Origin of the sequence: Acinetobacter parvus DSM 16617 = CIP 108168 (assembly GCF_000368025.1) — a bacterium.
GTDB classification, from domain to species: domain Bacteria; phylum Pseudomonadota; class Gammaproteobacteria; order Pseudomonadales; family Moraxellaceae; genus Acinetobacter; species Acinetobacter parvus.
The window spans coordinates 1,411,163-1,423,877 of sequence record NZ_KB849212.1; the positions used below are offsets into that span (position 1 = coordinate 1,411,163).

Consider the following 12,715-nt stretch of genomic DNA (forward strand, 5'->3'; position numbering starts at 1 on the left):
AAACTAAATCACTGGCTCAATCTCAAACACTTGTCTTAAATAAGCAAGGAATGTTTCATTATCGGTCATGGTTTTACCTGAACTATCGGAAATTTTTGCCACTGACTGCCCATTACATTCCAATAGTTTTAACACGATATTCAGCGGTGTCTGCCCCATGTCATTGGTGAGGTTGGTGCCAATTCCAAAACTAACCTGAAAACGGTCCTTAAAATATTGATGCAATAACCATGCTTTTTCCAGATTAAGACCATCACTAAAGGTTAGCATTTTGGTCTTAGTATCAATCTTTAATTGACGATAATGTGCATAGGCCTTGTCACCCCATTCATAGGGATCACCACTGTCATGGCGCAAGCCATCAAACAGCTTGGCAAAATAAAGATCAAAATCACGCAGGAACGCATCCATCCCCACCACATCGGTCAGGGCAATCCCCAGGTCACCCCGATATTCCTGTACCCATGCCTCTAGCGCGGCTTTCTGAAAATTGCGCAACCGCACGTCCAGCGCCTGAAATGCCTGTAAAAACTCATGGGCCATGGTTCCAATCGGGCTGATACCCAACTCTTTCGCCAGCAGTACATTGCTGGTGCCACGGAATACTTGCGGTGCAGCATCATGAAACGCCTGCACCACATGCTTCTGCCAATCAAAACTATAACGGCGACGGGTGCCAAAGTCTGAAACCAAGAATGGGGGATCATTGTCCTGCTGTTGCTGGGCATAGTGTTGCAGTTGCACCAGCTTGTGCTGTAAGCGACGTTCACCTTCCGCCAGTACCTCATCGGTACGGATACGGCGGAAATACAGTTCATTGACAATGGCCAAGACAAAAATTTCAAACATCATGGCCTGCACCATCGGCCCCTCAATCCGAATATCCAGCCGCCCTGCCGCATCAATACTGGCCTGAATAAAACGTCGTTTGAGCTGGAACAACTCCAGATAGTCAACAAAGTCGCTCTTGATGAAACGCAGTGAACGGAGATACTGCAATTCATCCTCTTTAAAGCGAAGTTCACACAGCAAATCGAGCTGATGGTTGAGATCACCCAAAATTTCCGTCAAGGGATAGGCGGTATCCTGCAGATTTCGGCAACGGAATAAATAAACACTGTGCGTTTGTGGAAACTGGTGCAGCACCACTTGCAGCATGGTGAATTTATACAGGTCGGTGTCCAGTAAAGATTGAATAACGGCAGACATAGGCGATGGTTTTAACCAATTTTTTTGCATAATATAAGTTGTTATACAACCAAATGGCTGGGATTGAATAGTAGACTTTTGCTGCACAGTCAATTTTCAGGACCATTTGTCTGCTAAAATTCCCTGTCTTTTTCATCTATCTTTCAATGTTATGCGCGCATTAATTCAACGAGTTTTAGAAGCGAAAGTCGTGGTTGAGGGCCAAACCACTGGCGAAATTCAGCACGGCTTACTGGTATTTTTGGGAGTCGGTAAAGAAGATACCCTGGAAAAAGGCCAGAAGCTGCTTGACAAGATTTTAAAATATAGAATCTTTGATGATGAGAATGGCAAGATGGGGTGGAATCTAAGCCAAGCTCAGGGCGGACTTTTATTAGTTTCACAATTTACTTTGATGGCGCAAACACAAAAAGGCTTACGCCCTGACTTTGGGTCTGCCATGCCGCCAGCCGAAGCCAAAGCGCTGTATGAACAACTGGTTGAATATGCACGCCAACAATTTGCAAATGTCCAAACAGGTATTTTTGCCGCTGACATGAAAGTGCATTTGGTCAATGATGGCCCAGTAACCTTTAATCTGGAAATTGAATAAGTTTAAGCCATAAAAAACTCCCGAATTGGGAGTTTTTTTATTTAGGCTTATTTGCCTGTTTTTTCTTTAATAAAGGCACGCGCCTGACGAATTTTTTCTTTTACAGCTTTTGGTACTTTCGGTGGAATCAATTTTGCCGCCTGGTTAAACCAAACCAGCAGGCTAAAGTCACCTTCCATTTTAATGCTGCCATCCTGCATGCCTGTCATGAAAGCCGTTGGATCACCTTTCACCAAGGTTTTCACGCCCTGCTCACTTGAAGCAAACTGTAAAATAAAGTCAGCCTTTTCTGGACTGCCTGCAACCGTATCAATCTTGCCACGGTTGACAATAATCTGACGTGCCAGTCCTGCATCCGTACCAATCTGGATACGGAATTCACGATCATGAACCAATTCAATAAACTTTGGGCTAGTACGTGCCAATTGCTTCATACGTAACGCCAAACCTGTCACCAACAAATCTAACGGATCAGTGCTTACATCAACAATAGGTAACTGAATCACAGGTAAAGAAGAAAGCTTCATGACATTTATGCCCACAGTATTATGATGAAAATTAAGACAACTGTATCCTAGCACAATTGTTGCAAAGGCGGTAAAAGCTTTGTTTCAGAAAGTTAGTGCAAAAAAGGCATGCCGAGCATGCCTTTAATGTGATTTATCTTATTATAAATTATCGGCTAGAGCATTGTTGCTGGTCATCCTTGTACACAGGGGTGTGTTCAATATATTGACGTGTTGCCAATTGTTTTTGCGCCTGTTTATCTTCACGTAATAAAACAAATGTGACCGTAATCATCGCGAAGCTCAATGCGGTGAGATAACTATATGCGACGGACATTTCAAACAGGGTTTGCACCCCAAAGCGCACCACTTCCAGCAGTCCCCAGCACATCATACCTGCCAACATAAAACCTAGCCAACGACGATAAGGAGAAAAGAAAACAGCAATAACTGCGACAGCGATCAAGCCAAATCCAACCCACATGGTGAAATTCGCTGCTTCCATATAAACCTCCGTCTTAAAAAAATTAGTCTGTTCTGTTCAGACCGCTATTGTTGTGTAATTTCTAACGCTTACTAACTCATTGCATTTAGGTCTTTATGCATTATGGAAGTTTTTTTTAAGAAGAAAAGAGGTAAAAACCAATGCTACGACACAAGCTGTCGCAATATGTTTTTGTCATTACACATTTTAAAATCATCAAACATCAATATTGCTATATGGCATCAATTACCGCGTGTCATTACAAATAAATAGCCGATATTTTTTGTGTAGAAAAACTTTTTCTTGAATTTTTTTATCGTTGTATTTCTATACATTTAGACATGATTATGAACAAATCATGACACCATAAAAATGCACCATATCGTGACAAAACGACATGATGCACAGGAAGTGTTTTAAGCTTTTAAGCACGATTTAAATCTTTATCATGCATACCCAATAAGTACAAAACACCATCTAAACCAACACTTGAAATTGCCTGATTGGCATTTTGACGAACCAATGGTTTTGCGCGATACGCCACACCTAAGCCTGCAATAGACAGCATTGGCAAATCATTTGCCCCATCGCCTACCGCCATCGCTTGCTCTAGTGATATACCCATTTTATCGGCAAGTTGACGCAGTAATTCAGCTTTTCGTGCGCCATCGACAATCGCACCTTTAACCTCACCAGTGACTAAACCATCCCGTACATCCAGAATATTGGCATGCACTTCATCAATCCCAAGTTTCGCTTGTAAATATTCGGCAAAATACTGAAATCCACCCGACAAAATAGCGGTTTTGTAGCCTAATGCTTTCAGGGTTGAAATCAGACGCTCTGCGCCTTCGGTCACAGTTAAACGTTCTGCAATTTTTGGTAGAACCGAAGCATCCAGACCTTTTAACAAGGCAACACGGGCGCGGAAACTTTGCTGAAAATCCAGCTCCCCCTGCATGGCTCGCTCAGTAATTTCAGCTACCTGAGCACCCACACCCGCCTCCAGCGCCAACTCATCAATCACTTCCTGCTCAATCAGGGTTGAATCCATATCGAAGCAAACCAGACGACGGTTACGGCGATAGGCATTGTCTTCCTGTACCGCAACATCAATATTCAGCTCACCTGACAAACTCAAACATGCAGCTCGCATCGCTTGTGCATCCAACATTTGTCCACTTAAACCAAACTGGACACAGGCACGGCGTGGAAATGGGCTATCGGTTTGCAAATCCAACCGACCCGACAAACGTGTCACCGTTTCAATATTAAAGCCCTGACTCGACACAATTTTGGTCACTGCCTGCAAATGTGCCGCCGTGAGTTCTGGGGCAAGCGCAGTCACGATATAGCGGGTCCGTCCACCCTCACTCACCCATTGCTCATATTCTGCGTTAGAGATTGGTTTAAATCGCACAGTTAAGCCAATATCATGTGCTAAAATCAGGATCTCTTTCATTGCCAATGCGGTTGCAGTCTCATTATCCGATGCCACAACAATCCCAAGGGTGAGTTGATTATGGATAACAGCCTGACCCACATCGAGTATTTGCAAAGAATGTACGGAGAGCACCTGCATTAATCGAGTAAACTGATTCGGTTGATCTGGTCCTAAAAAGGATATAAGAATGATTTCTCGCATGAATTGACTCGTGGTTGAGCGACAACTATTGTATGTAAGAATCATAACATAACCTGACCTGAATCTATTTGACTCTTATTTATCTTGGAAGTTTAACTTGAATGCGCCACGCCAAGGGCTATTTGCTAGCCTGCTGATCGTAAGTTTTGCACTGCATACCTTTTTACTGGTGATTGCAACGACACATCAACTCAATGAAAACCGCGCCAGTCAGGGACAACTGATGACCAGTCAGCTTGTGGCAGATAGCCTTTCAGAACTGGAACCCGCCAACACGGTCTCATTGGCACTGGTGGCCAACCGTTATGCAACCAACCCAAGTGTCGCATCCATTCGTATCCTCGATGCCAATAAACAGGTGCTTGCAACCAGTGGTATGGCCAAAACCCGTCAGGGTGAAGTCTTTGTGCGTGATGCCCTACAAAATGAAAAGAAAGTAGGAACGGTCGAAATCACCTTGATCCAGCCAAGTATTGGTGAAATCTTACGCACACAATGGCTGGCGATTTTAGCATCATTGTTTATCCACTTCCTGATTTGGCTGGCTTACCGTGCCATTGCCCGTCCAACACGCAGTGAATATTTAGCCCGTATCAATCAGGAAAATCATCTTAAACATGAGATTCAGCGTTTAACTCAGGCATTGGTACTGGAAAAACAGAATACCGTGACGCTGGTCGCACAAGCCCAGCAGCAGGCGAAAGCCCAGCCAAAACCACGCACTGAGAAGAAGCCAGCCGAACAAACCCAGCTTGACCACGCAACGCTGGCGCTGAATATCCAGTTTTATGATCCAAAGCAGTTGTTAAGCAGTGTAAACCAGTCAGTCTCTGTTCCCTACTTCAAGCTTTGCCAGTTATTTTTAGATAAAAGTATTGATCTGTGTAGTAGACATTATCAAATGGATGCCTCACATATTCATGTGGTACAGCAATTTAATGCCGAGGGTGCCACATTATCAACCACACTGGAAAAGCCACATGCGCTTGAATGCCTGATGATGGTGGGTGCAGTGTTCCAGTTGCTGGCAGAGGTGCTGTACAAGCGATACCGTGAAGATAAACGCTTTGCACTACAGACCCGTGGCGCGGTGGCAAGTGCGGTGGATGCGATGCAACTGGACGCAATTGAGGCATCGAAACGCCTTACCCAGCATTTGCATGCAAAAGAGGCCGCTTTGCATCTAAGCCACGACCAGCTTAAAGCCATTCAAAACAGTTATGAACTGGTTGCCATGCCAAATCCAAGCAATATCATGACCCGCCATGCCTTTATGATTAATGGCATGAATGAGCAGTGTGCGACTTTGGCACAGAATCTTCGCACTGAAATCCTGATGGGCAAGAAAGCAAAAGTTTCAAGTGAATCTTCTGATATTCCAGCGTCATAATCCATTATCATCTGTTTCCTGATTACCCTGATCGCTTTTCTAAGGCATTAGGCTTTTTAATTGATCAAGAAGCACAGGCGAAATTTGTTAAAATGCGGTAAACTATGCGTGGTTTATCGAATATGAGTGCCTTGAAAGGCAATAAAAAGGTGAAAGCGAATGCCGCTGAGTCGTGTTGAAGAGCTTGTCGCAGATATTCGTGCAGGCAAAATGGTCATCCTGATGGATGATGAAGATCGTGAAAATGAAGGTGACTTAGTCATCGCTGCAACACATGTGCGCCCTGAAGATATTAACTTCATGATTACCCATGCACGCGGTTTGGTCTGCCTCACACTCAGCCGCGAACGTTGTAAACAACTGAATCTTCCGTTGATGGTTGACCAGAACGGCGCACAGCACGCGACCAACTTCACCCTCTCAATCGAAGCAGCTGAAGGCATCAGCACAGGCATTTCCGCTGCTGAGCGCGCGCATACCATCCGTACCGCGGTTGCGGCACATGCCAAGCCAAGCGATATCGTTCAGCCAGGCCATATTTTCCCATTAATGGCACAGCCAGGTGGCGTACTGCACCGTGCAGGCCATACTGAAGCAGGTTGCGACTTAACCCGTCTGGCGGGTCTTGAGCCAGCGTCCGTGATCTGTGAAATCATTAATGATGACGGCACTATGGCGCGTCGCCCTGATTTAGAAGTATTTGCAGAGAAACATGGCTTAAAAATCGGTACGATTGCGGATCTGATTCATTACCGTATGACCAATGAACAAACGGTTGAGCGTTTGTCGCAAGAAACCATTCAGACTGCATATGGTGCGTTTGAACTGTATAAATACCGTGAAATCGGTAATCCAGATATTCATCTGGCGTTGGTGAAAGGTGAACCAAAACAAGGGGTCACTACAGTTCGTGTGCATGGTTTCAACCCTGTACGTGACTTGCTAAAACTCAATAAAGCAGATGGCTCCACTGCATGGAGTCTGGACCTCGCACTGAGAACCATATCAGAGAGCGACCGTGGAGTGCTGGTATGGATTGGACAGGACCATCTGGAAGATCTCGGTCATGCAATTCATCACCTGAATCAACCAATGCCTTTGAAATCCAATGCCGCCCTCTCCCAGCAATATCAGACCATTGGTGTCGGTGCACAGATTTTACGTGATCTGGGTGTTGAGAAAATGAAACTGTTGAGTTCACCACTTCGTTTCAATGCACTATCAGGATTTAATTTAGAGGTAGTGGAATACATCACTGCCGATCAAGTCACAGCAAAATAATCGAGGTTGTTATGGCAATTCGCCGAATTGAAGGTTTATTACATCTCGCAAGCGAAGGTCGTTATGCGATCTTGGTTGGTCGTTTCAACAGCTTCGTGGTTGAACATTTACTGGAAGGTGCGATTGACACCTTAAAACGTCACGGCGTTGCAGAAGATGCGATCACCGTGATTCATGCACCAGGTGCGTGGGAACTGCCAATCGTTGCGAAAAAGCTAGCTGCCTCAAACAAGTTTGATGCCATCATTGCCTTGGGCGCAGTGATTCGTGGTAGCACACCACACTTTGACTTCGTTGCGGGTGAATGTGCCAAAGGTCTAGGTGTGGTTGCACTTGAAAGCACTATGCCTGTAATCAATGGTGTGTTGACAACAGACAGCATTGAGCAGGCAATTGAACGTTCTGGTACGAAAGCAGGAAACAAGGGTAGCGAAGCTGCATTGACTGCAATCGAAATGGTTAACTTATTAAAGGCAATTTAAAGCATGTCGCAAACACTTCAGGCCGCTTATGCAGCGAAACGCAAAGCACGTCGTTTTGCTGTACAAGGGATTTATGAATGGCAAATGAGTCAGAACCCTGTCCATGAAATTGAGGCACGCACCCGTGTTGAAAATGCCATGCACAAGGTTGACCTTAACTATTACCATGAATTGCTCACTCAAGTGGTTGCCCAACATGACGCTCTGGATGAGTTACTCATCCCTGTACTTGATCGTGAGTTAAATGCCCTCGATGGTGTAGAGCTTGCCACTTTACGACTTGGTGCTTATGAATTACGAGATCATCTCGAAGTTCCATACCGCGTTGTACTTGATGAAGCAATTGAGCTAGCAAAACACTTTGGTGGTGCGGACAGCCATAAATACATCAATGGTGTACTGGACCGTCTTTCTTCAAAGCTTCGTGAAGCTGAAAAACAGCAAGCTAAATAACAGGCTTGTGTCATGGCTGAGTTTTCAATTATTGATCAATACTTTAAACGTGCATCAAAATCCGATGTCAGTTTAGGAATTGGTGATGACTCAGCCATTGTGACTCCTGCTCCCTCACAGCAACTGGTGATCTGTACCGATATACTGGTTGCTGGTCGTCATTTTCCATTAGATACCACAGCCCATGCAATTGGCTGGAAAAGTGTCGCGGTCAATTTATCTGATCTCGCCGCCATGGGTGCAAAACCGCATAGTATTTTACTGGCATTAAGCCTACCAACAGTTGATCATGGCTGGCTGGCTGGCTTTAGTCAGGGCTTGTTCGATTGCTGCGATCAATTTGGTGTCAGCCTGATTGGTGGTGATACCACACAGAATTCCCAACTGACCATCACGGTCACGGCACTGGGCTGGATTGAACACGGTCAGGCCATTACCCGATCAAGTGCACAAGTAGGTGACTACATTTGTGTCAGTGGTCAGGTTGGTGATGCCGCATTTGGATTAAAACATCCTGGTCATGCCCTACAGCAACGACTGGACTACCCAACGCCACGTTGTAATTTAGGGCAGCAGCTCAAAGGTCTGGCCTCCAGTATGATTGATGTTTCGGACGGATTGGCGCAGGACTTGGGACATATTCTGAAAGCGTCCAATGTCGGTGCAAAACTACAACTTGATCAGCTTCCGATTGATGAATCACTCAAAAAGCTGGAAAAACAGCAGGCATGGCACTACGCCCTTGCAGGTGGTGACGATTATGAGCTGTGCTTTACAATATCACCGCAAAATTTTGAAAAACTACTTCGACAACAATTAGATGTTCCGCTTACAATAATTGGTAAAATCACCCAACAAACTGGATTGTCATTTGTGTATATGGGCGAAAATCACCCATTAGCTGTTCAGGGATATCAACACTTTGCATAAGCCACCGATTCACTTTAAACAAATGAGCTGGTTCAACCGTTGCATCGTTTTTTGCGGTGTCGGTTTCGGTTCTGGTTTAGCACCCAAGGCACCTGGAACATTTGGTTCAGCCTTTGCCCTGCTGTTTGTACCATTGTGGCTACAATTGGGTTTGTATGGCAGCTTGATTGCCATCCTGATCATGTCAGTTGTGGGCATTTATATCTGCGGACAAACCGCCAAAGTCCTCAATGTGCATGATGACGGACGTATTGTCTGGGATGAGTTCGCAGGACAGTCCATTACTTTCCTGCCTTTGCTTTATTTACAGCAAATGAATGGGTTGTGGGTCATTGCTGGATTTGTATTATTCCGTATATTTGATGTCTGGAAACCATTTCCGATTAGTTGGGCAGACCAAAAAGTTACTGGTGGTCTAGGGATTATGCTTGATGACATCATTGCAGGTCTTTGGGCTGCGCTTTGTATTTTTATGATTCATTTTTATTTTTTGACTTAAACCATTGATATTAGGGTTAGTTATGTCAACAACTGTTATTATTCTTGCCGCAGGGAAAGGATCGCGAATGCGTTCACAAATACCAAAAGTACTACAACCCCTTGCAGGTCGACCACTTTTAGGACATGTGATTCAAACCGCAAAAAAATTGCATGCTGAAAACATTATTACCATTTATGGACATGGCGGTGAGCTGGTTAAGCAAAGTTTTGCTAATCAAGCCATTGAATGGGTTGAACAAGCTGAGCAATTGGGAACAGGCCATGCAGTGCAAATGACTCTGCCTGTCCTGCCACAGCATGGAATTTCCCTAATTCTATATGGTGATGTCCCACTGGTTCGTCAAAGTACCCTTGAGCAGCTGCTTGAAGCCTCAAGTGAGTCTGGCATTGGCATGATCACACTAAACGTTGAAAATCCAACAGGCTATGGCCGTATCGTTCGCCAAGCGGGCAAAATTCAAGCCATTGTCGAGCATAAAGATGCCAATGACGAGCAACGTCAAATTCAGGAAATTAATACTGGTATTTACTGTGTCAGCAATGCCAAGCTACATCAATGGTTACCAAAACTTTCCAATAATAATGCACAGGGCGAATATTACCTGACTGATATTGTGGCGATGGCCGTTGCTGATGGCCTGGAAATCGCCTCAATTCAACCTGAACTGGCTTTCGAGGTTGAAGGAGTGAATGACCGTTTACAGCTTGCAACCCTGGAACGTCAATTCCAGCAGCAACAGGCCAAAGAACTGATGCAGCAAGGGGTGCATTTAATTGATCCAAATCGTTTTGACCTGCGTGGAACTGTGAAATGTGGTCAAGATGTACAAATTGATGTCAATGTCATTATTGAAGGTGATTGCGAACTAGGTGACAACGTTCAACTTGGCACAGGCTGTATTTTAAAAAATACCCGTATTGCCGCAGGTACCAAAGTTCAGGCCTATAGCATTTTTGAAAATGCGGTTGTGGGTGAAAATACCCAGATTGGGCCTTTTGCCCGTTTACGTCCTGGCACAAATCTGGCCAATGATGTGCATATTGGCAACTTCGTCGAAGTTAAAAATTCAAATATTGGACTCGGTTCTAAAGCCAATCACTTTACTTATCTGGGTGATGCTGACATCGGTGCGGATTGTAATATTGGTGCAGGGACAATCACTTGTAATTATGATGGCGCAAATAAACATCGTACTGTTATTGAAGACAATGTATTTATTGGTACCAATAACTCATTGGTTGCACCAATTAAAATTGCTCAAGGTGCAACCACAGGTGCAGGCTCAACCTTAACTCGAAATGTGGCTGAGCATAGTTTAGCTGTCGAACGATCTAAACAGTTTGAGAAAGCAAATTATCAACGTCCCCAAAAGCTGAAAAAATAAGAGGATAAAATTATGTGTGGTATTGTTGGTGGCGTTGCTGAACGATGTGTAACTGATATTCTGATTGAAGGATTAAAACGTCTTGAATATCGCGGTTATGACTCTGCGGGTTTAGCGTTATTGAATAATCAACAAATCTTACGCGAACGTCGTGTAGGTAAAGTTGCAAATTTAGCTGAAGCAGTATCTGAGCAGCATTTGACTGGTCATGTAGGTATTGCACATACCCGTTGGGCAACCCATGGTAAACCGACTGAAGATAATGCTCATCCACATGTTTCAGGTGATGTGGCTGTTGTACACAATGGTATTATTGAAAATTATCAGGAACTCAAAGAAGAATTACAGGCTTTGGGCTATATCTTTACGTCCCAGACCGATACCGAAGTGGTTGCACATTTAGTGCATGATGCACTTAAGCAAACCGATAGTTTACTTGAAGCCGTACAGAATATTGTTCCTCGCCTTAAAGGTGCCTATGCACTGGGGGTTATTCATACGGGTCATACCGATGAGTTGATCACTGTACGGGAGGGTTCCCCTCTGGTGATCGGAGTCGGGATTGGTGAAAACTTTATTAGTTCTGATCAATTGGCTTTATTGCCTGTAACCAATCGTTTTGTTTATCTGGAAGAAGGCGACATTGCCCGTTTAACCCGTACCAGTATTGAAGTGTTTGTCAATGGTGAACTGGTCGAACGTCCTGTCAAAGAACTGGATGCCACGATTAGCAATGCGTCTAAAGGTGAATATAAGCATTATATGCTCAAGGAAATCTATGAGCAGCCAGAAGCAATTCAACAAACGATTTCCCAGGCATTGAATGGTAATACGTTACGTGACGATTTCCTTAATCATGCCAATGCGGATTTTGACAAAATCCAGCAGGTACAAATCATTGCCTGTGGCACCAGTTATCATGCGGGCATGATTGCCAAGTACTGGTTTGAACAGTTGATCGGTGTACCTTGCCAGGTCGAGATCGCCAGTGAATTCCGTTACCGCACGCCAGTGATTGTGGCCAATACACTGTATATCTGTGTTTCCCAGTCTGGTGAAACAGCAGATACACTGGCAGCGTTACGTGAAACACAAAAACGCGCCAAGGTACAAAACCTTGACATCACCACCATGACAATCTGTAACGTTGCCACCTCATCGATGGTGCGCGAAACCAATCATCATTTATTGACACTGGCTGGTCCTGAAATCGGGGTTGCTTCAACAAAAGCATTTACCACACAGCTTGCCGCATTAATGTTGCTCATTCTCAAAATTGGTCAAGTCAAACAGCAGCTTGCGACAGATCAGTTGAATGAGATTGTGGAAGCATTATGGCATTGTCCAAAAGTGATTCTGGATACTTTGCAGCATAATACTGAGATTTTGCGTCTCTCGACCCTCTTTGTTGAGAAAAACCATTGCCTTTTCCTGGGACGTGGCACACATTTCCCAATCGCGCTGGAAGGTGCATTGAAATTGAAAGAAATTTCATATATTCATGCCGAAGGTTATGCAGCAGGCGAACTGAAACATGGCCCATTGGCTCTAGTCGATAATGAAATGCCTGTGGTGATCCTAGCTCCTCAGGATGAGATGTTGGATAAACTCAAGTCGAACATGGAAGAAGTTCAGGCTCGTGGCGGTGAGCTGTTTGTATTTGCTGACCAAGACAGTGGTATTCACGGTAAAGACCGTCAGCATGTGGTTCACATTCCATCTGTCAATGAATGGCTGGCGCCAATTGTTTACAGTATCCCTGTGCAGCTACTTTCTTACCATGTTGCGGTATTACGCGGAACTGATGTGGATCAGCCACGTAATTTAGCGAAGAGTGTGACTGTAGAATAAAATGAT

At 44.5% G+C, this 12,715-nt stretch carries 13 protein-coding genes; 9 read left to right on the forward strand and 4 right to left on the reverse strand.

Features of this window, described 5'->3' with window-relative positions; all coding sequences use genetic code 11:
* Positions 1–3 precede the first annotated feature (3 nt).
* Entirely contained in the window at positions 4–1,209 is a 1,206-nt protein-coding gene (gene pncB / locus F988_RS13430) for a nicotinate phosphoribosyltransferase (protein WP_004683608.1), read from the reverse strand.
* A gap of 151 nt (positions 1,210–1,360) precedes the next feature.
* Between pncB and dtd the strand changes: the two genes are divergently transcribed.
* Positions 1,361–1,801, forward strand: a complete 441-nt coding sequence (gene dtd / locus F988_RS13435) for a D-aminoacyl-tRNA deacylase (protein ID WP_004683609.1) — start codon at positions 1,361–1,363, stop codon at positions 1,799–1,801.
* Positions 1,802–1,848: 47 nt separating this feature from the next.
* Here dtd and F988_RS13440 read toward each other — a convergent pair whose 3' ends face one another.
* The 3 genes from F988_RS13440 to serB form a co-directional block, all read right to left on the reverse strand.
* On the reverse strand, positions 1,849–2,328 hold the full coding sequence (locus F988_RS13440) for a hypothetical protein (protein ID WP_004679115.1): 480 nt from the start codon (positions 2,326–2,328) through the stop codon (positions 1,849–1,851).
* A 148-nt stretch (positions 2,329–2,476) separates the two neighbouring features.
* Positions 2,477–2,812, reverse strand: coding sequence for a ciprofloxacin tolerance protein AciT (gene aciT / locus F988_RS13445; RefSeq protein ID WP_004683610.1), 336 nt, complete (start codon positions 2,810–2,812; stop codon positions 2,477–2,479).
* A 403-nt stretch (positions 2,813–3,215) separates the two neighbouring features.
* Positions 3,216–4,436 carry a phosphoserine phosphatase SerB gene (serB, locus tag F988_RS13450; protein WP_004679119.1) on the reverse strand — a complete coding sequence of 407 codons (1,221 nt, stop codon included), beginning with the start codon at positions 4,434–4,436 and terminating at the stop codon, positions 3,216–3,218.
* Between the two features lie 97 nt (positions 4,437–4,533).
* Between serB and F988_RS13455 the strand changes: the two genes are divergently transcribed.
* The 8 genes from F988_RS13455 (at position 4,534) to glmS (ending at position 12,709) form a co-directional block, all read left to right on the forward strand.
* Complete coding sequence (locus tag F988_RS13455) at positions 4,534–5,826, forward strand: hypothetical protein (RefSeq protein ID WP_004683611.1); 1,293 nt, start codon at positions 4,534–4,536, stop codon at positions 5,824–5,826.
* Positions 5,827–5,985: 159 nt separating this feature from the next.
* Positions 5,986–7,107 (forward strand): bifunctional 3,4-dihydroxy-2-butanone-4-phosphate synthase/GTP cyclohydrolase II, encoded by a 1,122-nt coding sequence (gene ribBA, locus F988_RS13460; protein WP_004683612.1) that lies wholly within the window; start codon positions 5,986–5,988, stop codon positions 7,105–7,107.
* An 11-nt stretch (positions 7,108–7,118) separates the two neighbouring features.
* The gene (ribH, locus tag F988_RS13465; RefSeq protein ID WP_004637206.1) at positions 7,119–7,589 is read left to right on the forward strand and encodes a 6,7-dimethyl-8-ribityllumazine synthase; all 471 of its coding nucleotides are present in this window, start codon (positions 7,119–7,121) and stop codon (positions 7,587–7,589) included.
* Between the two features lie 3 nt (positions 7,590–7,592).
* On the forward strand, positions 7,593–8,042 hold the full coding sequence (nusB, locus tag F988_RS13470) for a transcription antitermination factor NusB (protein ID WP_004683615.1): 450 nt from the start codon (positions 7,593–7,595) through the stop codon (positions 8,040–8,042).
* Between the two features lie 12 nt (positions 8,043–8,054).
* Positions 8,055–8,972 (forward strand): thiamine-phosphate kinase, encoded by a 918-nt coding sequence (thiL, locus tag F988_RS13475; RefSeq protein WP_004683617.1) that lies wholly within the window; start codon positions 8,055–8,057, stop codon positions 8,970–8,972.
* Between the two features lie 22 nt (positions 8,973–8,994).
* On the forward strand, positions 8,995–9,471 hold the full coding sequence (locus F988_RS13480) for a phosphatidylglycerophosphatase A family protein (RefSeq protein ID WP_050994563.1): 477 nt from the start codon (positions 8,995–8,997) through the stop codon (positions 9,469–9,471).
* Between the two features lie 22 nt (positions 9,472–9,493).
* Positions 9,494–10,858 (forward strand): bifunctional UDP-N-acetylglucosamine diphosphorylase/glucosamine-1-phosphate N-acetyltransferase GlmU, encoded by a 1,365-nt coding sequence (gene glmU, locus F988_RS13485; RefSeq protein ID WP_004683620.1) that lies wholly within the window; start codon positions 9,494–9,496, stop codon positions 10,856–10,858.
* Between the two features lie 12 nt (positions 10,859–10,870).
* Positions 10,871–12,709, forward strand: coding sequence for a glutamine--fructose-6-phosphate transaminase (isomerizing) (gene glmS, locus F988_RS13490; protein WP_004683626.1), 1,839 nt, complete (start codon positions 10,871–10,873; stop codon positions 12,707–12,709).
* Positions 12,710–12,715: the final 6 nt, after the last annotated feature.